The 23903-nt window shown below is 65.9% G+C and carries 21 protein-coding genes; 8 read left to right on the top strand and 13 right to left on the bottom strand.

Annotation, left to right across the window (positions count from 1 at the left end):
- Positions 1-3: 3 nt before the first annotated feature.
- The 9 genes from AUL36_RS03360 to AUL36_RS03320 all read right to left on the bottom strand — a co-directional run bounded on the left by AUL36_RS03360 (position 4) and on the right by AUL36_RS03320 (position 10214).
- Entirely contained in the window at positions 4-939 is a 936-nt protein-coding gene (locus AUL36_RS03360) for a carbohydrate ABC transporter permease (RefSeq protein ID WP_058634901.1), read from the bottom strand.
- A gap of 77 nt (positions 940-1016) precedes the next feature.
- Entirely contained in the window at positions 1017-2285 is a 1269-nt protein-coding gene (locus tag AUL36_RS03355; protein ID WP_062218017.1) for an ABC transporter substrate-binding protein, read from the bottom strand.
- A gap of 38 nt (positions 2286-2323) precedes the next feature.
- Positions 2324-3493 carry a PLP-dependent transferase gene (locus tag AUL36_RS03350; protein ID WP_062218015.1) on the bottom strand — a complete coding sequence of 390 codons (1170 nt, stop codon included), beginning with the start codon at positions 3491-3493 and terminating at the stop codon, positions 2324-2326.
- Entirely contained in the window at positions 3490-4164 is a 675-nt protein-coding gene (locus tag AUL36_RS03345; RefSeq protein ID WP_082655492.1) for a FadR/GntR family transcriptional regulator, read from the bottom strand. Before AUL36_RS03345 ends, AUL36_RS03350 begins: the two co-directional genes overlap by 4 nt.
- 186 nt (positions 4165-4350) lie before the next feature.
- Complete coding sequence (locus AUL36_RS03340) at positions 4351-5364, bottom strand: zinc-binding alcohol dehydrogenase family protein (RefSeq protein ID WP_062218010.1); 1014 nt, start codon at positions 5362-5364, stop codon at positions 4351-4353.
- Positions 5365-5515: 151 nt separating this feature from the next.
- Complete coding sequence (locus AUL36_RS03335; protein ID WP_062218007.1) at positions 5516-6529, bottom strand: aldo/keto reductase; 1014 nt, start codon at positions 6527-6529, stop codon at positions 5516-5518.
- A gap of 72 nt (positions 6530-6601) precedes the next feature.
- Positions 6602-7549: an ABC transporter substrate-binding protein gene (locus AUL36_RS03330; RefSeq protein WP_062218004.1), complete on the bottom strand. Its 948-nt coding sequence runs from the start codon at positions 7547-7549 to the stop codon at positions 6602-6604.
- Positions 7550-7627: 78 nt separating this feature from the next.
- Entirely contained in the window at positions 7628-8653 is a 1026-nt protein-coding gene (locus AUL36_RS03325; protein WP_058601552.1) for an ABC transporter permease, read from the bottom strand.
- Positions 8654-8660: 7 nt separating this feature from the next.
- Positions 8661-10214, bottom strand: a complete 1554-nt coding sequence (locus tag AUL36_RS03320) for a sugar ABC transporter ATP-binding protein (protein ID WP_062218055.1) — start codon at positions 10212-10214, stop codon at positions 8661-8663.
- A 305-nt stretch (positions 10215-10519) separates the two neighbouring features.
- Between AUL36_RS03320 and AUL36_RS03315 the strand changes: the two genes are divergently transcribed.
- Positions 10520-11212 carry a FadR/GntR family transcriptional regulator gene (locus tag AUL36_RS03315; protein WP_058601482.1) on the top strand — a complete coding sequence of 231 codons (693 nt, stop codon included), beginning with the start codon at positions 10520-10522 and terminating at the stop codon, positions 11210-11212.
- Between the two features lie 25 nt (positions 11213-11237).
- Here AUL36_RS03315 and AUL36_RS03310 read toward each other — a convergent pair whose 3' ends face one another.
- Genes AUL36_RS03310 through AUL36_RS03300 form a run of 3 tightly spaced genes read right to left on the bottom strand, consistent with a single transcriptional unit; the run spans position 11238 to position 13709 of the window.
- Entirely contained in the window at positions 11238-12080 is an 843-nt protein-coding gene (locus AUL36_RS03310; protein ID WP_062218001.1) for a fumarylacetoacetate hydrolase family protein, read from the bottom strand.
- A 30-nt stretch (positions 12081-12110) separates the two neighbouring features.
- Positions 12111-12851, bottom strand: coding sequence for an SDR family oxidoreductase (locus tag AUL36_RS03305; protein WP_058601484.1), 741 nt, complete (start codon positions 12849-12851; stop codon positions 12111-12113).
- Positions 12852-12905: 54 nt separating this feature from the next.
- Entirely contained in the window at positions 12906-13709 is an 804-nt protein-coding gene (locus AUL36_RS03300) for an IclR family transcriptional regulator (RefSeq protein ID WP_062217998.1), read from the bottom strand.
- A 101-nt stretch (positions 13710-13810) separates the two neighbouring features.
- Between AUL36_RS03300 and AUL36_RS03295 the strand changes: the two genes are divergently transcribed.
- From AUL36_RS03295 to AUL36_RS03265, 7 genes are all read left to right on the top strand, one after another.
- Positions 13811-15094, top strand: coding sequence for an L-fuconate dehydratase (locus AUL36_RS03295; RefSeq protein WP_062217995.1), 1284 nt, complete (start codon positions 13811-13813; stop codon positions 15092-15094).
- A gap of 12 nt (positions 15095-15106) precedes the next feature.
- Complete coding sequence (locus tag AUL36_RS03290) at positions 15107-15565, top strand: RbsD/FucU family protein (RefSeq protein ID WP_062217992.1); 459 nt, start codon at positions 15107-15109, stop codon at positions 15563-15565.
- Positions 15566-15715: 150 nt separating this feature from the next.
- Positions 15716-17251 (top strand): UxaA family hydrolase, encoded by a 1536-nt coding sequence (locus tag AUL36_RS03285; protein ID WP_062217990.1) that lies wholly within the window; start codon positions 15716-15718, stop codon positions 17249-17251.
- Positions 17252-17262: 11 nt separating this feature from the next.
- Entirely contained in the window at positions 17263-18261 is a 999-nt protein-coding gene (locus AUL36_RS03280) for an FCD domain-containing protein (protein ID WP_062217987.1), read from the top strand.
- 102 nt (positions 18262-18363) lie between these two features.
- Positions 18364-19242: a DMT family transporter gene (locus AUL36_RS03275; protein WP_062217983.1), complete on the top strand. Its 879-nt coding sequence runs from the start codon at positions 18364-18366 to the stop codon at positions 19240-19242.
- 252 nt (positions 19243-19494) lie between these two features.
- The gene (locus AUL36_RS03270; RefSeq protein ID WP_058634915.1) at positions 19495-20106 is read left to right on the top strand and encodes a YceI family protein; all 612 of its coding nucleotides are present in this window, start codon (positions 19495-19497) and stop codon (positions 20104-20106) included.
- A gap of 85 nt (positions 20107-20191) precedes the next feature.
- The gene (locus AUL36_RS03265; RefSeq protein WP_062217980.1) at positions 20192-21433 is read left to right on the top strand and encodes a cytochrome b/b6 domain-containing protein; all 1242 of its coding nucleotides are present in this window, start codon (positions 20192-20194) and stop codon (positions 21431-21433) included.
- 6 nt (positions 21434-21439) lie between these two features.
- On the opposite strand, the gene AUL36_RS03260 is transcribed toward AUL36_RS03265, so the two are convergent.
- Positions 21440-23776: a DUF3772 domain-containing protein gene (locus AUL36_RS03260; protein WP_062217977.1), complete on the bottom strand. Its 2337-nt coding sequence runs from the start codon at positions 23774-23776 to the stop codon at positions 21440-21442.
- Positions 23777-23903 lie beyond the last annotated feature (127 nt).

Raw genomic sequence — 23903 nt, 5'->3', positions numbered from 1 at the left:
GGTTCAGCCCTTCCGCAGAAGCATCTGGCGCAGCGACACCAGCGCGAGGGAATAAAGGAGGAGAAGCGCCAAGAGCACCAGCGAGATCGCCGAGGCATAGCCGAAATCGAGCTTCCGGAAGGCGGTGGTGAAGATGTAGCTCGCCACGATCTGCGTCCGGTCGGCCGGGCCGCCGCCCGTCATGACGACGATCAGATCGGCGAAATTGGCGACCCAGACGGTGCGCAGGAGAATGGTGATCGCCATGGTCGGCGCCAGAAACGGCAGCGTGATCGAGAAGAACTGCTGCACCGGATTGGCCCCGTCGATCGAGGCGGCCTCGTAGATGTCGCGCGGAATGGACTGAAGAGCCGCGAGCATGGTGATGGCGAAGAATGGAATGCCCCACCAGACATTGGCGATGATCGGCCCGACCAGTGCGAGCTGGGGGTCGGCCAGGATGTTGGTCGGCGCGTCCATGATGCCCAGCGCCACCAGCCAATGCGGGATGGGGCCAACCACGGGGTTGAAAAGCCAGGCCCAGTTCAGACCCGAGAGAAAAGTCGGCACCGCCCAGGGGAGGAAACAGAGCGCCTGCGCGAGGCCCCGGCCGGGGAAGGGCCGGTTCAGAAGCAGCGCCAGCGTCAGCCCGAGCACGAACTGGAGCAGCACGGAGACGGACGTCCAGACCAGCGTGTTGTTGAGCGCCAGCCAGAAATTGCGGTCGGTCCAGAGCGTGTTGAAATGCTTCAGGCCCACGAAGCCGCCGCTGAACGGGTTGAGCAGGCGCATGTCGCGAAAGGCGTAGGACACGCCGATCGCGAGCGGCACCAGCATCACGGCCAGGATCAGGATCAGCGCCGGCGCGCTGTAGAGATAGGGTTCGGCCCGCTGCAGGAAGCGCTGGCCCGGCGTGCGGCGGTCTCTCGGTGGGGCGAGGCTGGCGGCGGTGTGAGTCAAGTCTGGTCATCCCTTGGGGAGGGGCGAAGGAGGCGCGGCGACGCGATGGCCGCCGCCGCGCGAGAGAAGGGAAACGGTCAGTTCTTGTTGGCCAGGAACTTCTGCTGAGCCGTGGTGAGATAGTCGGCCCATTCCTTCGCCATTTCCTCTGGGGTGATTTCGCCCAGAAGCGCGCGCTGCGAGGAGGCGGGCACGAGGCTGTCCTTGAAGAAGGCGAACTCTTCCAGATAGCTCGGCAGCGAGGTCGGGACGGTGTTGGTGTCCTTCAACTCGTCGAACCAGCCCTTGAACTTGTCGCCCGCATAGAACGGGTCTTTTTCAGCCGACTTCAGCGCCGGCAGCGCGCCGGTCTTCTTGTTCCAGGCGACATTGCCTTCGGTGCCTTCCAGCGTCTCGATCAGCTTCCAGGCGAGATCCTTGTGCTCGGAGGCCTGGAACATCGACCAGCCGGCATAGCCGATGACCGGGAAAGCCTTGCCGGCCTCGCCCTTGGGCAGCGGCACGATGCCGTAATCCTCAGGCTTCATGCGTTCGGAAATCGCGATCAGCGCGTCCGGGTCCTGGTTCAGCATCGCGCAGGTGCCGGAATAGAAGCCGGCCACCGTCTCGTTGAAGCCCCAGGAGATGGAGTCCTTCGGCGCGAGACCCTTCTTGTAATAGTCGATGTACCAAGCGAGGCCCTTCACCTTGTCCGGGTCGGCGAAGGTCGAGGTGCCGTCGTCCTTGAAGAAGGTGTTGTTGCCGGCGATGGCGTTCATGAACACCGTCCAGTCGTTCAGGCCGCCGCGCGCGCCGCGCAGACAGTAGCCATACTTGCCCGGCAGCTTGGAGACCTTCTCGGACGCCGCCTGGAACTCGGCGATCGTCTTGGGCGGGCCTTCGACGCCGGCCTCGGCGAAGAGCTTCTTGTTGTAGAACATGGCGCCGAGATAGAAGCCGTAGGGCAGCATATAGGCCGTCTTGCCGTCCACCTGCCGGCCGAACTCCAGCGCGCGCTCGTTCAGATCCGCCGTGCCGCTCCACTTGGCGAGATAGGGCTCGAGGTTTTCCAGCGCGCCGTTGTTGGCATAGAGCGCGACCCAGGTGTCCGGCATTTCCATGACATCGGGCGTTTCGCCGGCCGAGACCATGGTCGCGAACTTCTCGAAGGCTTCGCCCCAGGGCAGCGAGGTGATCTCGACCTTGGTGCCGGGATTGGCCTTCTCGAACTGGGCGACGATCTCCCTCAAGGTTTCGGTGCGCGAAGGGCTGGTGATCACTTCGGTGAGCTTCAGCGTCGTGTCGGCCATCGCCGTTCCGGTCAGGAGAAAGGAGGCGAGGGACGCGGTGAGGATGGTGCGTTTCATGTCTGCGATGTCTCCTGAGATAGCGGTTTCGATAGGGATCAGGCGGCGAGAGCGGCGGCGACGGCCGCGTCGAGATCGGCCTTCAGCGCGCCTGCGCCTTCGAGGCCGACATGGAGGCGCACGGAGCGCGGCGAGATGCCGAAGGCATGGCCGGAATTCGGCCCCTGGTTCTGCGACAGGACGACCTGCCCCGGCACGCAAAGGCTCTCATGCCCGCCCCAGGACACGCCGAGCTTGAACAGCCTCAGCGTGTCGGCAAAGCGCGGCACGTTCACGCCGTCCTTGAAGGTGAAGGAGAAGAGGCCGGATGTGCCCGTGAGCCCCGCCGGCAGCGCATTGGCGAGCGCGGGATGCTGGACGGAGTCCACGCAATCCATCGCCTTCAGGTGATGGGCGACGCTGAGCGCGTCCGCCTCATGCGCCTTCATGCGGATCGGCAGAGTGCGCAGGCCTCGGATCAGGAGCCAGGCGTCGAAGGGCGAGAGCTTAGCCCCCAGATAGGGATAGGTCTGCGCGCGAATTTCGCGGATCATCGCCTTGGAGCCGGCGACGACACCAGCCACGACGTCCGAATGGCCGCCGAGATATTTCGAAGCGGAATGGATGACGAGATCGACGCCCAGCGAAACCGGCCGCTGGAAGACCGGCGTCGCCCAGGAATTGTCGATCATGGTGAGGACGCCGTGCGCCTTGGCGAGCGCCGCCAGCGCGCCGACATCGTGGGCTTCCATCACCCAGCTCGTCGGGCTTTCCATGTAGAAGAGCTTGGCGCCCGGCAGCGCCTTGGCGACGGCCTCCTCGTCGCGCCCATCGACATAGGTGACGTCGATCCGCATCCGCTTCAAGAGGATTTCGAACAGGCGATAGGCGTCCGGGTAGACATGGCGCACCGCGACGATCCGGTCCCCCGGCTGCGCGAAGGCCAGAACCGTCGAGGAAATGGCCGCCATGCCGCTGGCAAAGCCCATCGCGTCTTCCGCGCCTTCCATGGCCGCGAGCTTTTCCTCGAACAGGCGCACGGTCGGGTTGAGTCCGCGCGTGTAGGTCGGGCGCACGCGCTGCCCGAGATAGGTCTCTTCCATCTCGGCGAAGGAGTTGAAGGTGAAGAGCGAGGTCTGCGCGATCGGCGGCACCACCGCGTCGAAGGCGTGGCGCTCATCATGGGCCGCGATCAGCGAGAAAGGGTCGAGCCCGGCGGCATCGGTCATTGCGACATGTCCTTGATGTCCTCCTCGACGATGTCGAGAATGGCGAGGGTCTTTTCCCGCGCGAGGCCGGGATCGCGCGCGGCGATCGCGTCGAACATCTCGCGGTGAAGGGGGAAGGATCGACCGGCGAAATCCGGCCGGTCGAAGGGCTTGGTGAAGAAGCGCTCGAAGGCCTCGCGCATCTGCTCCAGAAGCTGGCGGAAGAGCGGGTTCTGGGCCGCGTCGTAGATCGACAGGTGGAAGAGAAGGTCTTCCGGCCCGGCCGTGCCGTTGAGCCGATGGACGCGCTCCATCTCGACCAGACGCTCGCTCATGCGGGCGAGATCATCTGCCGTGTGCCGGATGGCGGCCAGCGCGCTGGCTTCCGCTTCCAGCCCGCGCCGGATGTCGAGCGTTTGAAGCAGGGCTTCGCGCAGACCCGTCGCGGTGATCGACAGCGGCATGTGGATGGTGCCGGCGGAGATCGGACGCAGCAGATAGGAGCCGCTTCCCTTGCGGGTTTCCACAACACCCAGTGCTTGAAGCTGGCGCGCGGCCTCGCGAATGGTGGAGCGCCCGACCCCCAGCGCCTGCATCAGTTCGCGCTCGGCCGGCAGACGGTCACCGGCTTTGAGGCCCGACCCTTCCACGAAGCGGCCGAGCGCATCCAGCGTGTCGCGCAGCCGATCCATCGGGGGGAGGGGAAGAAGACCGTCCAAATCAGCCGTCCAAACGGAGGGTAATTGGTCTGACATCTTACGGCTTGAATGGGTCTGGTCAATCCTTATTCAAGGTCAAAGTTTGTGCAATGCAAAACAAAAAACGCCCCGAACAGAGGTTCGAGGCGCTGGAAAGAGGCAGACTGGAGAGAGCGCGGATCAGTCGATCCGAACCATGGCCTTGATAACGCCGGCTGCCGGATCGAGAAGCCCGGCGAAACGCTCCGGCACTTCGGACAGCGACATGCCATGCGTCAGCAGCGCGTCGGAGGGCACGTCGCCCGCGCGCAGCGCCGCGACCACGGTCTCGAAGTCTTCGGGCGTGGCGTTGCGGCTGCCGAGCAGCGTCGTTTCGCGCTTGTGAAATTCCGGGTCGTTGAAGCTGATGTCGCTGGCGACGATCGAGACCAGCACATAGGCCCCGCCATGGCCGACCAGGCTGAAGCCGCGCTCCATGGCCTTGGGGCTGCCCGTCGCGTCGAACACCACGTCGAAGAAATCGCCCCCTGTCAGCTCCGACAGGCGCTCGCGGTCGACCTCACCGGCCTTCACGGTCTCGGCGACGCCCAGATTCGCCCTAGCGAAGGCCAGGCGATCCTCGCGCGTGTCGAGCATGATGACGCGCGCGCCGCGCAGGCGGGCGAAGATCGCCACGGCGATGCCGATCGGCCCCGCGCCGACGACGAGCACGGCCTGACCGTTTTCCACCGCGCCGCGACGAACGGCATGAGCGCCGATGGCCAGAAACTCCACCATCGCCGCCTGATCCAGCGAAATGCCCTCGGCCTTGCAGACGAAGCGCTCCGGCAGGCTCAGATATTCCGTCATGCCGCCGTCGCGATGAACGCCGAGCACCTGGATGCGCGAGCAGCAATTGGTCTTGCCCTTGCGGCAGGCATGGCACTCGCCGCAGGACAGATAGGGGATGATATAGACCGCATCTCCGGTGGAGAGCGTCGAACCTTCCGGTGCTTCCTCCACCGTGCCGGCCAGCTCATGGCCCATGACGCGGGGATAGGCGAGATAGGGCTGGTTGCCGGAGAAGATGTGAAGGTCGGTGCCGCACACGCCGATGCGACGCACCCGCACCAGAACCTCGCCCTCGGCCCGCGTGGGCTTCTCGCGGGTCTCGGTGATCAGGCGGCCGGGCGTTTCGCAGGTGATCGTCAGCATGGCGGCGGGCTCGTTCGGAATGCGGGGAAGGGGAGGCGAAACGGCGCGTTAAAGCATTTCCCGCGAAAGCCGAGTCGGCTTTCGCGCCCGGACAATGCGAAAACAAAAATCTTAGAGCCTGTCTGGCGAACCTATGTTCGACGGAAAGGCTCTAGGCCGCGAGACCGGGAAGCGGCGTGCCCTCGGCCACGAGGCCGCGTTCGCGCAGCGCCTGCCAGAAGGCGGCCGGGATGTCGGCTTCGAACCACTCGACATTGGAGCGGATCTGCCGCGCGTTGCGAGCGCCCGACACGCAGGAGACGACGGCGGGATGCGCCATGCCGAACTGGAGGGCGGCGGCCTGGATCGCGACGCCGAATTCCTCGGCCACCGAGCGCAGCTTCTGCACGCGGGCGATGATCTCGGCCGGCGCATCGCCGTAGTTGAAATTGTTGGTGCCGGCCAGAACGCCCGAGTTGAACGCGCCGGCCACGACGATGCGTGCACCGCGATCGAGGCACTTCTGAAGGAGGCCGAGGCTTTCCTGCTCGAGCAGCGTGTAGCGCCCCGCCAGCATGGAGACGTCGAGGTCGCACTCGTCCAGCGCTTCGCTAACGGCTTCCCATTCGTTGACGCCGAGGCCGAAGCCGCCGATGCGCCCGTCTTGGCGAAGTTCGCTCAGCGCCTTGAAGCCGCCGCCCTTGGTCAGCTGGTTCCAATGGTGCTCGTGCTTCTCGCCATGCGTCACGCGGCCGATATCGTGCACGTAGAGAATGTCGAAGCGCACCATGCCGAGCCGCTGCTGGCTCGCGTCGAACGAGCGCAGGATCGCGTCGTAGCTATAGTCGTAAACCTGATGGAACGGGCAAGGGTTGACGTAGCCCTCGGCCTCCGCGCCGACATCTGCGTCCGGCACCATGAGCCGGCCGACCTTGGTGCTGATCGTGAAGTCGGAGCGCTGGCGCTCGTCGAGGATCGCGCCGAGGCGGCGCTCGGAGCGCGTGAAACCGTAGAAAGGCGCGGTGTCGAAATAGCGGATGCCGGCGTCCCACGCCGCGTCGGCGGTGTCGCGCGCGTCGGCGAAGGGCATGAGCTTCAGGAGGTTGCCCATCTGCGCGCAGCCCAGGCCGAGGGCGGTGAGGCTGACCTTGCCGTTCGGCAGTTCGCGGCGATCCGTCGTCTTCATCACGTCAGGCTTTCGATCGAAGAGAAGAAAGGGTCCGCCGGCGGCATGGGGAGCCGCCGGCGGGAGATCGGCTTAGTAAAGAACGTTCTTGGCTTCCGGCTTGTCGATGTTCTCCTTGGTCACGAGCACGACGCCCGTGTCCTGGAACTTCTCGACCTTCTCTTTCTTGAGAAGCTTGGCGATGGTCTGGGTGCCGAGTTCGCCCATCTGGAACGAGCCCTGAACCGCGATGGCGGCGAGCGTGCCGTCCTTGACGAACTTCTGAAGGTCCTCGTTGCCGTCGAAGCCGATGCCGACGACCTTGCCGGCCTTGCCGGACTGTTCGAGCGCGCGGGCCATGCCGATGGCGGTCGGCTCGTTGGCGCCGAAAATGCCCTTGAGGTCCGGGTTCGAGGCAAGAACGTCCGTCGTCTGGTTCAGCGCCGTCGCCATCTGCGACTGCGAATAGAACGGCCCGACGATCTGAAGCTTGGAATGGGCCTTGATGTAGTCGATGAAGCCGCCCACGCGGCCGATCTCGGAGCCCGCGCCCGCGACATAGGACATGACGGCGATCTTGCCTTCGGTGCCGACCTTGGCGATCATTTCCTTGGCGCAGAGCTCACCGGCGGCCTTGTTGTCGGTCGCCAGGAACGACTGGTAGTACTGCTCACCGCTCTTGGCGATCTGGCTGTCGATGAGGACGACCGGGATGCGCGCTTCCCAGGCCTTCTTGACGGCGGGCACCAGAGCGTCCGGGTCGGACGGGGCGAGAATGATGCCGGCGACCTGACGGTTCACGGCGTTTTCGACCATGTTCACTTCGTCGGCGATGGCCGATTCCGAAGCCGGGCCGTTGAAGGTCGTGGTGGTGCCTTCCGGCAGATCCTTCTTGGCGGCGTCGACACCCTTCTGGACGTTCTGCCAGAAGGTTGAGTTCACCGTCTTGACGATGACCGCGACTTCCTTCTCGGCAGCCTGGGCGGCGAAGGTCACGAGGGCGAGGGCCGAGCCGGCAAGAATGGCGGCGAATTTGCGCATGAATGTTCCTCCCTTTGGGTTTTGGATAGAGCCCGGCGCGCGCTGCTAGGATCTCCCGCGCGCGCCGGGAATTCTGGACTATCTGCGGTTGCGGAGTTGGTCGATCCAGACGGTCGCCAGGATCACGAGGCCGATGATGATCTGCTGCGTGAAAGCCGAGACGCCGTTCATGTTCAGGCCGTTGCGCAGGATGCCGATGACGAAGGCGCCGATCATGGTGCCGGAGATCGTGCCGACGCCGCCGATGAGCGAGGTGCCGCCGATCACGGCGCTGGCGATGGCGTCGAGTTCGTACATCACGCCTTCGTTCGGCTGGGCGGTGACGAGGCGGGACATCAGAACGCAGCCCGTGAGACCGGCCAGCGTGCCCGATAGCACATAGGTGAAGAGCGTGACGCGGGCGACGTTGACGCCCGAAAGCCGCGCGGCTTCCGCGTTGGAGCCGACCGAATAGATGTGGCGGCCGAGCACCGTGCGGCGGAGCATGATGGCCACCGCGATGGCGATCACGATCATCAGGATCACGGGATAGGGAATGCCGGGGAAGGTGACGGACGGGAAGCCGTCGTCGCCGATCGACACCATCCGCAAAAACGCGCCATTGCCAAGCTCACCGAAACTGTCGCCGAGCCCCGAGACGGCGCGCGCACCGGTGATTTCGAGCGCGACGCCGCGCGCCACCATCATCATGCCGAGCGTGGCGATGAAGGGCGGCAGCTTGGCGCGGGTGATGGCCAGCCCGTTGATCACGCCGCAGAGCGTGCCGACCAGAATGCCGAGCAGCATTCCGATCGGAACCGGCATTCCGAGTTCCTTCACCGCCAGCGCGGCGCAGACGCCGGCGAGCGCCAGGACCGAGCCGACCGACAGGTCGATGCCGCCCGTGATGATGACGCAGGTCGCGCCGATGCCGAGCAAGGCGATCGACGTCACCTGAAGCGCCACGGTCATGGCGTTGTTGACGGTTAGGAAGGCGTTGGAGGTGGCGGAGAAGACGACGGCGAGGGCAAAAAGGCTGCCCAGCGCCGCGAACTTCTGGATCATGTCCTTCTGCCGATCGCTGAGGAGCGGCCCGCGGGTCTTGTCCTGGGGAATGGTGGTCATGGCGTCCTCAATGCGCAAGGCTGGGCGCGCGGCGGGCATGGCCCGAGGCGTAGTGCATGATTTCTTCCTGCGAGGTCTGCTTGGTTTCCAGAACGCCGGTGATGCGGCCCTCGTGGAACACGGCGACGCGATCGGTCAGGCCGAGGATTTCGGGAAGTTCGGACGAGATCAGGATGACGCCGATGCCCTGCGAGGCCAGCTCGTCCATGATCTTGTAGATCTGGAACTTGGCCCCGACATCGATGCCGCGTGTCGGCTCGTCGAAGAACAGGATGCGCGACTGGCGGAATAGCCACTTGCCGATGATGATCTTCTGCTGATTGCCGCCCGAGAGAAGCCGCGTCACCTGATGGACCGACGGCGTGCGGATGCTCAGGAGATCGACATAGCGCTGCGCGATCTTCTCTTCTTCCGGGAAGTCGATGAAGCCGCCCTTCGACACGCCGTCCAGATGCGCCAGCGTCATGTTGGCGGCGACCGGCATCTTCACAGCGAGCCCGTGGCTCTTGCGGTCTTCCGAGAGATAGGCGAGCCCTTCGCGGATCGCATCCTGCGGCGACTGGATCGAGACCTTGCGGCCGAAGAGTTCGACCGTGCCCGAATCCAAGGGGTCGGCCCCGAAGATGGCGCGCGCGACTTCCGTGCGGCCCGCACCCATCAGTCCGGCGAAGCCAAGAATTTCGCCACGCCGCAGCGTGAAGTCGATATCGCGAAACACCCCGGCGCGGGTCAGTCCCTCGACGCGCATCAATACGTCCTCGGTCGGCACCGAGATGCGGTCGGGGAACTTCTCTTCCAGCGAGCGGCCCACCATGCGGGCGACGATGTCGTCCACCGTCAGGGAAGCGAAATCGTCCGTCGAGACATAGCGCCCGTCGCGCAGGATCGTGACGCGATCGACGATCTCGGCCATCTCGTCCAGGCGGTGCGAGATATAGACGATGCCGACGCCGGAGGCCTTCAGATCGCGGATCACGTCGAACAGAACCGCCGTCTCGCTTTCGGTGAGCGACGAGGTGGGCTCGTCCATGATGAGCACTTCGGCGTTCAGCGACAGGGCCTTGGCGATTTCCACCATCTGGCACTGCGCGACCGAGAGACCGCGCACCTGCGTGTCCGGGTCGAGCGAGAGGCCGAGGCGATCCAGGCAGGCGCGCGCATCGCGGCGCAACTTGGCGCGATCCACGAAGAGGCCGGCGACGCGCGGCTCGCGCGCCAGATAGATGTTTTCGGCGATCGACAGGTGCGGAACGAGGTTCAGCTCCTGATGGATGATGGCGATGCCGGCAGCTTCCGACTCTGTGGTCGAGGCGAAATGGCGCTCCTCGCCCTTGTAGAGGATGCGGCCGGAGGTCGGCTGATACAGGCCGCTGATGATCTTCATCAGCGTGGATTTGCCAGCGCCGTTCTCGCCGCACACGGCATGGACCTCGCCCCGGCGCAGATCGAAGGAGACGCCGCCGAGCGCCTTCACGCCGGGAAATTCCTTGGTGATGTCCTGAAGCTGCAGAATGGTTTCGCCGGCCGGCGCCGCGCCGACGCCGTGACCTGCGCGCGCCATGGGGGCGCGACCCGCCACGCCGGCGGGGCTGGAAGTCATGTCCTGCATTTTGGTCCTCCCGCCTCGCAAAGGAAGCGTCGCGCGGCCCGTGCCTCCCGGTCCGCCGTCAGGCCATCGGCCCGTTGGGAGTAGGGTTAGGCTGCTCTTTAAAATTGGTCAAGCCAGTTTTCGCTCTTCGGAAAATCTCGGTAGAGTTTTCGACGGAGAAGGCGACTGCCGGGTCGTGGCAGGCGTATGGCAGGGCCAAACGGCCTTTTCAGTCGGCCATGATCGGCGCTATGGTCAGGCCAATCTGGGAGGGATTGATGTCAGAAGCCATCAAGATCGTGGATGGGCGACGGCTCTATCAGCAAGTGGCCGATCAGATTCGCGGTCTGATCCGCGAGGGGCAGTTTCCGCCGGGCTCACGCCTTCCCGCCGAACGGGAATTGGCGGGCCAGCTGGGCGTATCGCGCCCTTCGTTGCGCGAGGCGCTGATCGCGCTGGAGATCGACGGCAGCGTCGAAATCCGCATGGGGTCGGGCGTTTATGTCTGCGCGCCGGGCGCGGCGGCGGACGAGCCGACGCGCCCGCTCGGCGAGAGTCCGTCCGAGCTGATGCGCGCGCGCGCCGCCGTGGAAAGCACGGTCGCCTTTCTGGCGGTCGGTCGCATGACGCCGGAGGCCCTGGCGCAGCTTCGGCGGGTTCTCGATGGTATGGCGGCGGATATCGAAGCCGGCCGCAAGCCGCTGGAGCAGGACCGGATGTTTCACCTCACCATCGCCGCGCAGACCGGCAATGCCGTTCTGGCGCGCATCGTGCGCGAACTCTTCGACGATCGCCACAGCCCGATTTCGGCGCAGCTCAGCGTGCGCTTCGAGACGCCGGAAACCTGGCGCGTGGCGCTCGCCGAGCACGAGACGATCCTCGATGCGCTGGCCTCGGGCGATCCGCTCCTGGCGCAATCGGCCATGCGGATGCATCTCGAAGCCTCGCGCGAGCGGTGGACGCGGGATTAGAAGAGGCTCCCGCGCCCGAAAGGCGTCAGCCCTGGCGGCAGGTCTGGCGCTGGGTGCCGAGGCCTTCGATGCCGAGTTCGATCACGTCGCCCGCCTTCAGGAAGACGTTGGGCTTCTGGCCGAGGCCGACGCCCGGAGGCGTGCCGGTGGAGATGATGTCGCCCGGCTGCAGGCTCATGAACTGCGACAGGTAGGAGACGAGATGGGCGACGCCATAGACCATGGTACGGCTCGAGCCGTCCTGGTAGCGATGACCGTTCACCGTCAGCCACATGCCGAGGTTCTGCGGGTCGGCCACTTCGTCCTTCGTCACCAGCCAGGGGCCGGTCGGGCCGAACGTGTCGCAGCTCTTGCCCTTGGTCCACTGGCCCTGGCGCTCGGTCTGGAAGGCGCGCTCCGATACGTCGTTGATGACGCAATAGCCGGCCACGTGATCCAGCGCCTCGGCTTCGGAGACGTATTTCGCGGTCTTGCCGATGACAACGCCGAGCTCGACTTCCCAGTCGGTCTTCTCGGAGCCGCGCGGGATTTCGATGTCGTCGTTCGGACCGACAATGGCCGAGGTCGCCTTCATGAAGATGATCGGCTCGGACGGCACGCTCGCGCCCGTCTCGGCTGCGTGGTCGGAATAGTTGAGGCCGATGCAGATGAACTTGCCGGTGCCGGCCACGCAGGCGCCAAGGCGCGGGTTGCCGTCCACGAGCGGCAGGGACGAGACGTCGAGCGCGGCGATCTCGGCCAGACCCTCGGGCGTCAGCCAGCGTCCGGCGAGGTCGCTCACATGGGCCGACAGGTCGCGAATGCGGCCGTCAGCGTCCAGAATTCCGGGCTTTTCCGCGCCGGGCGCGCCGTGGCGAAGCAGTTTCATGGCAGTCTCCCTTTGAAAATCGTGTCGCGATCAGACGTTGGACCAGCCGCCGTCCACGACGAGCGCCTGACCCGTCATGAAGCCGGACTCGTCGGAGGCGAGGAAGGTGGCGAGCTTGGCCATTTCCTCGGGCGTGCCGAGCCGGCCCATGGGCTGGCGCGCGATGAAGGCGGCCCGTGCCGTCTCGTAGTCGCCGAGCGCGCGCATCCGGTCGCCGAGCGACGGGCTTTCCACCGTACCGGGGCAGATGCAGTTGCAGCGGATGCCCTTGGTCACGAAATCGGCCGCGACCGACTTGGTCAGGCCGACGACGGCGGCCTTGGTCGTGCCGTAGATGAAGCGGTTGGGCGCGGCGATGACGCTGGAAGCGACGGACGCCATGTTGACGATGGACGCGCCGCCCCGGTCGATCATCCCCGGCAGGAAGCCCTTGATGAGCCGGTACATGGAGCGCACGTTGAGCGCGACCGAGAAGTCGAAATCCTTTTCCTCGCATTCGAGGATTGTGCCGGCGTGGACATAGCCCGCGCAGTTGAACAGGATGTCCGGCGCGGGGTGCGCTGCGCAGAAGGCTTTCACGGCCTCGGCGTCGGTCACGTCGAGAACGCTGGTCTCGATCCCATGGGCCTTCAGCTCTTCGAGCGCGGCGGCGTTGATGTCAGTTGCCAGAACCTTGGCGCCCTCGGCCGCGAATTCGAGCGCCGCGGCGCGTCCCATCCCCTGCGCGGCGGCCGTCACCACCGCCGTCTTGCCTGCGAGCCGTCCGGCCATCGTCTCTCTCCTTCGCCTGGTGTTTCAAGGGTACATCACGGATGCGCGGGTAAATCAATCCTGCTGCAGCGCGAGGCCCTGTCCGATCCGGCCGGCGGCTTGGGTCAGCTCCGCGATCAGCGCGTCCGGCTCCCAGGGGTTGAGGCGAATGCGCAGATAAGGGCAGGTGAGGGCCGCGATCGCGCCGCCCTCATGCGCTTCCGACACCGGCACGGAAAGATCCACCACCGCTTCCGTCGATCCGCTCGGGCGCGCCACATGGCCGGCCGCGCGAATGGCGGCGAGTTCCGGCTCCAGCGCGTCGAGATCGAAGGCGGGGTCTTCGCGGTGAATGTCGAGCAGCGTGCGATGGCGCCGGCGCGCGCTCATGAAGGCGAGAAGGCAGCGCCCGGAGCCGGTCAGCGTCAGCGGCTGGCGATAGCCGATGCGCACGGTGAAGCCGATATGGCTGGTGCTTTCCACGCGCGCGATCACCACCATCTGCGTTTCGCTGGGCACGGCGAGATGGCAGGCATAGCCCGTCGCATCCGAGAAGGCGTTCATGAAGGGCAGGGCGGTTTCCACCAGCGAGCGGTTCACCGGGCGGTTGAGCCCGAGGCGAAACAGCCGGTCGGTGACGCGGAAGCGATCCTCGCTTTCGGTGCGCTCGATATAGAGCCGATCCTGAAGCACGCTCACCATGCGAAAGATTTCGCCCTTGGTGCGGCCCACCCCGTCGCCGATCTGCTGCAGGGTCAGCGCCTCGCGCGAGGCCGACAGAAGCTCCAGAATATCCAGCCCTTTTTCCAGCGCCGGGGCGGTGTAGCGCCGCTCGCGATCGGGGCGGCCGGTGCCGTCTTCGGCGTCCTCGTCTGCCATCCGCTCGCTCCCTGTCGCTTGACGATCCGTTTCACTCATGATTACCCATTTCATATCAGAAACCAAGAGCGCGTCCATTGGCCGGGCGCTCGGGAGGAACCATGGTTCAGGACTGGACGATCCAAACGCATCGCTCCTACGACATCCGCTTTCCCACGTCCCTGCAGAAGGACGGGTCGGACGCGATGAACCCGGACCCGGATTATTCCGCCGCCTATGTCGCCTTCGAGACCGATGGCGGGCCGGAAGGGCACGGCCTGACCTTTACGATCGGCCGGGGCAACGATCTCTGCCGCGCGGCGATCGACCTCCTGGCCCCCAAGCTCCACGGCCTGAAGCTCTCCGAGATCACCCAGAACATGGGCGAGTTCTGGCGCTTCGTGACGGGTGATTCGCAGCTGCGCTGGGTCGGCCCGGACAAGGGCGTGATGCATCTGGCGACGGGCGCGGTGGTCAACGCCGTTTGGGACCTCTACGCCAAGGCCGAAGGCAAGCCGGTCTGGCAGCTCGTGTCCGACATGCAGCCCGAGGAAATCGTTCGCCTCGTCGATTTCCGCTACCTGTCCAACGCGCTGACGCAAGCGGAAGCTCTGGAAATCCTGAAGCGCGCCAAGGACGGGCAGGCCGCCCGCCGCGAAAAGCTGATGGCGGAAGGCTATCCCAGCTACACGACCTCGGCCGGCTGGCTCGGCTATGACGACGACAAGATCCGCCGCCTGTGCCGCGAGGGCATTGCCGAAGGCTGGTCGCATTTCAAGCTCAAGGTCGGGCGCGATCTCGAGGACGACAAGCGCCGCTGCCGCATCCTGCGCGAGGAAATCGGCCCGGATCGGATGCTGATGATCGACGCCAACCAGATCTGGGAAGTCGGCGAGGCGATCGACTGGGTGAAGGAACTCGCCCAGTTCAATCCGTGGTTCATCGAGGAGCCGACCTCGCCGGACGACGTGCTCGGCCATCAGGCGATCCGGCGCGGCGTCGCCCCGGTCAAGGTCGCGACCGGCGAGATGTGCCAGAACCGCATTCTCTTCAAGCAGTTCCTCCAGGCCGAGGCGATCGACGTGGTGCAGATCGACGCCGCGCGCGTCGGCGGTCTCAACGAGAATCTGGCGATCATGCTGATGGCCGCCAAGTTCGGGAAGCCGGTCTGCCCCCATGCCGGCGGCGTCGGCCTGTGCGAATATGTTCAGCATCTCTCGATGATCGACTATCTCTCGATCTCGGGAAGCTGGGACGGGCGAGTCGCCGAATATGTCGATCATCTGCACGAGCACTTCTTCGAGCCCTGCGATGTCCGTGGCGGCCGCTACTTCCCGCCCCAGGCGCCCGGCTTCTCCATCGAGATGAAGCCGGCGTCCATCGAAGCGCATCTGTTCCGTTCCTAAAGGGAAACGATCATGCTGAAGACACTCGACCCCATTCTGACGCCGGACCTCCTTTGGGTTCTGGCGGCCATGGGCCATGGCGACGACATCGCGCTGGTGGACGGCAACTTCCCGGCGGAATCCGTCGCGGCCGAGACCATCTCGGGGGAACTCGTCAATCTCGGTGCCGTGCCGATCGACCGCGCCGCGCGCGCGATCCTGAGCCTCCTGCCGCTCGACGGGTTCGTGGACGATCCCGTGCGCTGCATGGAAGTGGTCGGCAAGCCGGACGAAGTGCCCGAGCCGCGCGCGGCCGTGCGCGCCGAGATTGAGGCGGCCGGCGAGACCGTGCCGATCGTCGCGATCGAGCGCTATGCCTTCTATGAGGCGGCCAAGCAGAGCTTCGCCGTGGTGAAGGTCGCCGACCCGCGCTTCTACGGCTGCTTCCTTCTGCGCAAGGGTGTGATCGCGGGCGAGCGTCCGGCCTACTGACCCGCTCCGCTTGAAGCTTCGCGCCGCCTGACGCCTCGCGCCGCTTGACGGCACGGCGGCAAAGTGGAATGACTTTTGTCAGCAAAAGTCATTTTCTTCGAAAAGGGCCGCTGCCTCTGGCGCGGCCCTTCTTCGTTCCCGGGAGGGTGCATGTCCGTCGTTTCAGAGGTTTCTCCCATCATCGTCCTGAACGGCGAGGACAATGTCGCCGTGGCGCGGCGGCCGGTGAAGGCGGGCGATTCGTTGCCGGGCGGTCTGCGCGCGGCCGTCGACATCGCGAGCGGCCACAAGGTGGCGCTGCGAGCCATCGCGGAAGGGCAGCCCGTCCTGAAATATGGCCAGGTGATCGGCACCGCCTCGCGCCCGATCGCGCCCGGCGAGCATGTCCACCTGCACAATCTCGCCATGCAGGAAAGCCACGCCGACCATCACTTCGCCTCCGACGCGCGCGAAACGCCGCTGCTCCCGCAAGCCGAGCGCCGCACCTTCATGGGCTATGCGCGCGCGGACGGGCAGGTTGGAACGCGCAACTATATCGGCATCGTCTCCTCGGTGAACTGTTCGGCCACCGTGTCGCGCGCCATTGCCGACCACTTCAACAACAAGGGTGGGCTGGATGGTTTCCCGAATGTGGACGGCGTGGTCGCGCTGACGCATGGCCAGGGCTGTGCCGTTTCGGTCAAGACCGAGGGCTACGAGGTTCTGACGCGCACGCTTTCGGGCTATGCGCGGCATCCCAATTTCGGTGCGATCCTGATGATCGGCCTCGGCTGCGAGACCAACCAGATCTCGCTCATCACCGACAAATACGGCCTCACCGAAGGCCCGCTCCTGCGCACCATGACCATTCAGGAACTGGGCGGTACCAGGCGCACGGTGGAGGAAGCGGCCTCCATCATCCGCGAGATGCTGCCGACCGTGAACGCGGCCGAGCGCACCGAGCAGCCCTTGTCGGGCCTCAAGCTCGCGCTCGAATGCGGCGGGTCGGACGGCTATAGCGGCATCTCGGCCAACCCGGCACTCGGCTACGCCTCGGACCTTCTGGTGCGCCATGGCGGCACGACGTGCTTGGCCGAAACGCCCGAAATCTACGGTGCGGAGCATCTGCTCACCCGCCGCGCGGTGACGCCGGCGGTGGCCGAAAAGCTGATGGCGCGCATCGAATGGTGGCGCGGCTACACGGCGCGCCATGGGGCGGAGCTGAACAACAACCCCTCGCACGGCAACAAGGCCGGTGGCCTCACCACGATCCTCGAAAAGTCGCTGGGCGCGGTCGCCAAGGGCGGCACCATGCCGCTCGAAGCGGTTTATGAATATGCCGAGACGATCGACAAGCCGGGCTTCGTGTTCATGGACACGCCGGGATACGATCCGGTCGCGGTGACCGGACAGATCGCGGGCGGCTGCAATATGCTGGTCTTCACCACCGGGCGCGGCTCCGTGTCGGGCTGGAAGCCGGTGCCGACCATCAAGGTTGCGACGAACACCGAGATGTTCGACCGGATGAAGGAGGACATGGACATCAATTGCGGCGGCATCGTCACCGGCGAGGAGACGATCGAGGAATCCGGCCAGCGCATGTTCGACTTCATCCTCGATGTCGCCTCGGGCAAGCAGACGCTCAGCGAGATTTACGATTACGGCGACAACGAGTTCGTGCCCTGGCAGATCGGCGCGATCACCTGAGCGAGCCCGAGATGAGGGGCGAGGCCGGAGACACAGGCGGGGCCGAGGCCGCCGCGCGCCGGCCCGCCTATCGACGCATCGTCGAGGCGCTGAGCGACAGTCTGGCGAGCGGTGCGCTGCCGGAAGGGGCCGTGCTGCTCGAAGGGCCGCTGGCCGCATTGTTCGGCTCCAGCCGCCAGCCCGTTCGCCAAGCCTTGAGCGAGTTGGAGCGCCAGGGGCTTGTGCGCCGCTTCGACGGGCGCGGCGTTCTGGCGGGCCAGGCGGGCGAGCCGCTGCGGCTCGACCTCTCGCGCGCTCAAGTCGGTGCCGATCGCACGGCCGAGGCGAGCGCCCGGCCAAGCGACGATCTGTATTACCAGATGGAGCGCGAGCTTCTGGAGCGCGCCATGTTCGGGCGCTTTCGCGTGAGCGAACTGGCGCTGGCGCGTGCCTTCTCCATTGGCCGTCTGCCGGCGCGCGAGTTGCTTCTGCGCGCCAAGGCGGCGGGTCTCACCGAAAAGCGCGACGCGCATTGGTGGACGGTCCCGCTGGACGAGGGCCGCCTGGCCGATCTCTACGACCTGCGCCTTCTCTTGGAGCCCGCCGCGCTGCGTCTGGCGGCGGAGCGCCTGCCCGACCCCGTGCTTCAACAGGCGCAGGCGCGCCTGAGGGCGGCCGAGCGCCGGTTTCCGCGTCTGCTCAAGCGCGAGTTGGACATGCTGGAGGAAGACCTGCACGTCACGCTCCTGCGCTTCTGCCCCAATGGCGAGTTCGTGGAAGCGCTCGGGCGCGCGCGCGCCTCCTTCGTCTGCGGCAAGCATCTCCAGCAGTTTCTCTGCGGGCCGGGCACGACGGATCCGTTTCTGGGCGAACATGCCGCGATCCTCGGCGCGCTGGCGGCTGGCGACGGGCCGGCGGCCGCCGAGGCGCTGGCGGAGCATCTGGCCGCCTCGCGCGAAAAAGGCTGCGAGCGCTTGGCCACTCATCGCCGCAACGCCCGCCCGCCCGCGCTCGCCTATGTTGCGGATTGAGGCCGCCCGGCCCTTCGCCTTTTTCGAAACATCGCTCCCGCGAAACCCCTCGCGGGAACCGGAAACCGGCCTTAACCGGCTGGCGGGAATCGGACATTCGCTGTGCGCAAAGACAATTCGCTGCTCGTCGGCATTCTTCTCACCCTGCTGGCCGGCGGCCTTCTGGCGTGTATGGATGCGATCGGCAAAAGCCTGACGCTGATCCTGCCGGTGATCCAGGTCATCTGGTTTCGCTATTTCGTGCAGACCGTGCTGGTCGGCACCTATCTCTCGTGGCGCACCGGGACGGGCTTCCTACGTACACGCCATCCCGGGCTTCAGATCCTGCGCGGGCTCTGCCTCTTGGCCACGACCTTTCTCATGTACGAGGCGTTCAAGCGGGTGCCGCTGGCGGACGCGACGGCCATGCTCTTCTTCTCGCCCATCATGGTGACGCTTCTATCGGTTCTATTCCTGCGCGAGCGGATCGGCCCGCATCGCATCTTCGCGGTGCTTGTCGGCTTTGGCGGAATGCTCCTGATCCTCGGCCCCGGCTTCGGGCGGTTCGAGCCCGCGCTCGGACTGGCGCTGCTGGCCTCCGTGTCCAACGCGCTGTTTCTGCTCCTGACGCGCCATCTGGCAGGGCGCGAGGATGCGGCGGCGACGCAGTTCAACACCACGATCTCGGGCGCGGTGATTCTCTCCTTCGCCGTCGTGCCGAACTGGCAGACGCCCGACGCCGCGACCGGCCTGCTTCTCGCCGCCATTGGCGTCTTCGGCACGCTCGGCCATTTCACGCTGGTGCGCGCCTTCGCTCACGCGCCGGCCTCGCTCCTATCACCTTTCCTTTATTCGCAGGTGCTCACAGCCGGGCTTCTGAGTGTCGCGCTGTTCGGCGATCCGCTACGCCCCGCTATGGTGGCCGGCACCGCGCTTCTGGTCGCGAGCGGCGTCTATATCTGGTGGCGGGAGAATCGGAGGCGGCTCGAGGCGACCGTCTAAGCCCCTGCCATCGAACGGCGATTCTTTAGGATGGCCGGGCGTAAGACTTCCGCCCGGCATCGCTGCGATGATGGATGGTCTGCCGTCTCCCGACGGCGCGACCCCGCCATTCTTCGTGACAGTTTTTGGGCAGAAGTCTCACCCATTGCGTCGCCCGGCGTAGACAGTGTGTCACGCTGGCGGGGATTTCGCAGTTGCGAAACCATCCGTAGGTTCGCCCCACTTCCGATCCCGGAACCTAAGGAAAACCCGATGTCGCTTCTGAAATCCGTCCTCACCGTTGGCGCGCTTCTCGTGGGTCTGGGCGCGGCCTCCGCGCAGACGATCGACGTGCCGGCCGGCACCTATGTCGCCGACCGCACGCATACCAACGTTCTCTGGACGGTCAGCCATTTCGGCACGTCGAACTATATCGGCCGCTTCAGCGACATCAACGCGACGCTGACCCTCGACTCGGCCAACCCGGATAAGTCCAAGCTCACCGCGACGATCAATCCGAAGTCGGTGGACACGAACTATCCGGCTAAGGACAAGGACTTCAACGCCGAGATCGCGGGTGAGATGTTCCTGGACGCCGCGAAGTTCGACACGATCAAGTTCGTCTCCACCAAGATCGAGACCACGGGCAAGGACACGGGCAAGGTCATGGGCGATCTGACCCTGCACGGCGTGACCAAGCCCGTCACGCTCGACGTCAAGCTGAACGCCGCGCTCAACCCGCATCCGATGTCGCAGAAGCCCGTCGTCGGCTTCTCGGCCACCGGCATGATCAAGCGCTCCGACTTCGGCATCAACGCCCTGGTCGGCCCGGTCAGCGACGACGTCAAGCTCACGATCGAGACCGAGTTCGTTCCGCAGTCGTAATCGGCTCCCTCCTTTCGAGGCAAACCATCGAGGCCCGGCTCACCGCCGGGCCTTCTTTCAATCGAGTTGCGGAGCGGCGAAGACGATGCGAAGCGGGCCGGACGGCGTCAAAGGTTACAATGCGGGAGCCATGCTCCTTCACTGGGCGATCGCCCTGGCGATCCTGTTTCAGCTCGCCGGCGGCTTCGTCATGATGCGGCTGGACGTTCTACCCGATGGCAGCCGCTTTGCCTTCTTCCAGTGGCACAAGACGGTCGGCCTCATGGTGCTGACGCTGACGCTGGCGCGCATCGCCTGGCGCCTGCTCAACCCGCCGCCGGCCCATGCGCCGATGGGCGCTCTCGAGGCGGGCGCGGCCCATCTGGTTCACGGTCTTCTTTACGCGGTGATGCTGCTCGTGCCGCTGTCGGGCTGGCTCGTCGTGTCCGCCTCGCCGACCGCGATCCCGACGCTTCTGTTTCTTTCCGAACACCTGCCCTGGCCGAACCTGCCGATTCCGGCCGGCTGGCGCGGGGAGGGGGGCGAGGCTTTGGCCGCGACGCTCCACACCTGGCTTGCCTATTCCACGTTGACGCTGCTCGTTCTGCATGTTGCGGGCGCGCTGAAACACTCGGTTCTCGACCGCCAGCCCTCGCTGTCGCGCATTCTTCCGGTCGGCCATCTGCCGCGCCAGTCCACCGCGCTTCTGGCCATTCCGCTGGCCGCGGGTCTGGCCGCTCTGTTTCTGGGCGGCGGCTTGGCTGTGGGCCAGAGCGACGGAGCGGCGCCGTCTGTCCAGGCCGTTGCCTCGGCGAATGCCCCTGCATCCGTCGCCCTCGGGGGCTGGGCGATCGATAAAGCCGCCTCCAGCTTCACCTACGAGGCGACCTTCTCCGGCAAACCGATGACTGGCACGATCGGGAGCTGGAACACCGACATCGCGTTCGACCCGGCCCATCTCGATCAGGCCTCGGCCCGGATCGATATCGACGCGGCCTCGATCACGGTCGGCGACCCGTTCGTTCGCTCCAGCGCACCGGGGCCGGACGGGCTGGACGTGACGTCCCATCCGAATGTCACCGTTGCGCTGACCCGTTTCGCGAAGACGGAGACCGGCTACGTCGCCGAGGGCACCGCCACCATCAAGGGCAAGAGCGCGCCCATCTCCGTGCCCTTCACCTTCGAGCCCGGTGCGGACGGCACGGCGCATGTCGTGGGGTCCGCCAAGATCGATCGCCTCGCCTTCGATCTCGGCGCCAAGAACGATCCGGCCGCGCAATGGCTCGGCCGCGACATTCTCGTGCGCTTCGACCTGAAAGCCGCCCACGCGCCCGCGCCGGCGGCCTGAAGGTCCTTAGGTGACGGTCGGCGCGAGCTTCACGTCGTCAGCCTGAAACCGCTCCAACACGCTGAACAGGATGGCGCTGCGCGTCGAATAGGCCTGGCGGGGCGAGGCGACGAAGGCGAAGCAGTTGAAGTTCACCTTGCCGTCCGCGATCGAGTCGATGAACACGTTCGGCTTGGGGTCTTCCAGAACGGCCGGGTGCTCGTCGAAAATCTCCATGACCGCCTTGCGGATCGCCAGGGGATCGGCGGACGGATGCACCGAGAAGGCGATCTGAACACGCCCGACCGGGTCCGCCAGCGTCATGTTGCGGATCGGCTTGGTGATGAACTCGGAGTTCGGCACGATCAGCGTCGAGCGGTCGGGCAGCTGGATTTCGGTGGAGCGCACGCTGATGCGCCGGACATCCCCTTCGTCGGTGCCGATGCGCACGCTGTCTCCGAGCTTCACCGGCCGCTCGGCCAGAAGGATCAGGCCCGAGACGAAGTTCTGCGTGATGGCCTGAAGGCCGAAACCGATGCCGACCGACAGCGCGCTGACGACCAGCGCGATGCGCTCCAGCCCGATGCCGAGCGAGGTCAGGCCCCAGAAGCCGGCTAGGATGATGCCGGCATAGGAGACGATCATCGAGACGGAGTTGCGCGCGCCGGCATCCAGCTCCGTCGTCGGCAGATAGGTCTCGTTCAGCCAGCGCCGGACGAGGCGCATGGCCGCGATGCCGAGCGCCAGGGCGATCAGCGCCCGCAGGACCGCGCCCGGCTCCAGCGTGAAGCCGCCGACCGTGATCATCAGGGGGTCGCCGAGCTGGCTGAAGATCGCATCCGTGCCCGGCCCGAACGGCGCGAAGATCATGGCGAGCGCCAGCAGCACCACGCCGATGCGCAGGAGCGCCGACAGCGCCACGCCGAGCTGCCCGACGGTGGAGGGCTTGAGCCCCAGCGCCTCGTAGGCGGCGCGCCCGGTCCAGGCTTCGGGGGAAAAGATCGTGGTACAGAGATCGTCCACCACGACCAGAAGCAGATAGGCCGAGGCGCAGACGACGGTGATCCACACAGTCTGTCGCCCGATGAAGAGCGACAGGTTCACATAACCCTGAAGCGCGGCGAGCACGCTGACGATCAGCGCCAGCCAGCAGACGAGCGTCGTCAGCGTCACGACGCTGCGCAGCGCCGTCGGCGTCGTGTTCTCGACCTGCGCGCGCCGCAGCCGGCGCAGCGTCAGGAGAACCGAGCCGATCAGGATCATATAGGCGACCGCGATGGCGAGATTGGCGGCGACGGTGGAAGAGGGGCTGGCGCCGACGATGCGGTTGAAGGCGACCACCGTGATGCCAATCGTCACGAGGATCGCGGCGAGCGACGGGTAAGGCCGCAGCCGGGCCGCCGCGTCGTTGGTAAGCGGCAGGAGGCGCCAGGAGGGCTGGTCCACCAGAAGAAGCCCACCGCCGAGCGACACGATGAACGCCCCGAAAGAGGCCGCGCCGATGAAGGAGGTCAGGAGCGCATCGGCTTCTTCGGTGAGAACGCCCGCCCAGCGCAGGCCCTGCCCGAACAGGAGAAAGCTGAGGCTCGCCGTCAGCGTGCCGACGAGAATGAACCAGAGCGCCAGCCCCGAGCGCCGCGCCCGCGTGCCCGGTGCCTGGGCGATGGCGAAGCGCCGACCGACCGCCCGCAGCCGCCGCCGCACGGGATATAGGAGGACGAGGCTGACGCCGAGGCTGGCCGCGAAGACAAGCGCCCCCGATCCGCTGAACCCCTCGGTGACGCCTTCCAGCGTGTCCCGCCCGAAGGACGTGGCGCGCAGGATGTCGAAGCGCATGGAGAGCGCGATCGAGTTCCAGAACCGGCCGGTGAGCGGCGAGGACACGCGCTCGAAGGTCGAGCGGTTGAACTCCTCGGCGAGCATCCGGTTGATCGTTTCGACCGAGTCGCGGGCGTTGGTGGCGAGAAGCCGGGCGCGCTTGATCGCGGAGTCGAGATCGGTGCGCTCCTTTTTCAGCGCCTCGCGCTGGGCCTTGATGTCGGGCGCTTCCGTTTCACTGGCCTCGCCGAGATCGGCGATGCGCTTGTCCATGGCGTCCAGCATGGGCGTCAGCGCCGTGACGGCCTGTTCGGCAGAACCTTGAATGGCCAAAACGCGCTCGCGCAGCGCCGCGCGATCCTCGCTCGGCAGGGTCTGGGCGACGCTCGCCTTGGCGGCCTCGTAGTCCGCGCCCTTGGTGTCGAGATCGGCGATGATCTGCGCGCTCGTGGCATTGGCGCTGGGCGGGTCCTGCGCCTGCGCCGCGCCGGCGGCGAAGCAGACCATGGCCAGGATCAAAAGGAATCGGCGCACAAACCCTGTCATCAGCACTCTTCGACCTTTGCCCCCGTTCTCGTCATACCGTGTCATGGGCCGGCGTGGACCACAGCACTGTGGCATGGGAAGGACGCTGGCCTTCCCAATCGTCACTTTGGCCTTTGCGCGATTCCGG

The sequence above is a fragment of the Aureimonas sp. D3 genome (assembly GCF_001463805.1).
In the GTDB taxonomy this organism is placed as follows: domain Bacteria; phylum Pseudomonadota; class Alphaproteobacteria; order Rhizobiales; family Rhizobiaceae; genus Aureimonas; species Aureimonas ureilytica_A.
Note: the sequence above shows the minus strand (reverse complement) of the source record. Positions and strands in the feature narration are given on the sequence as shown.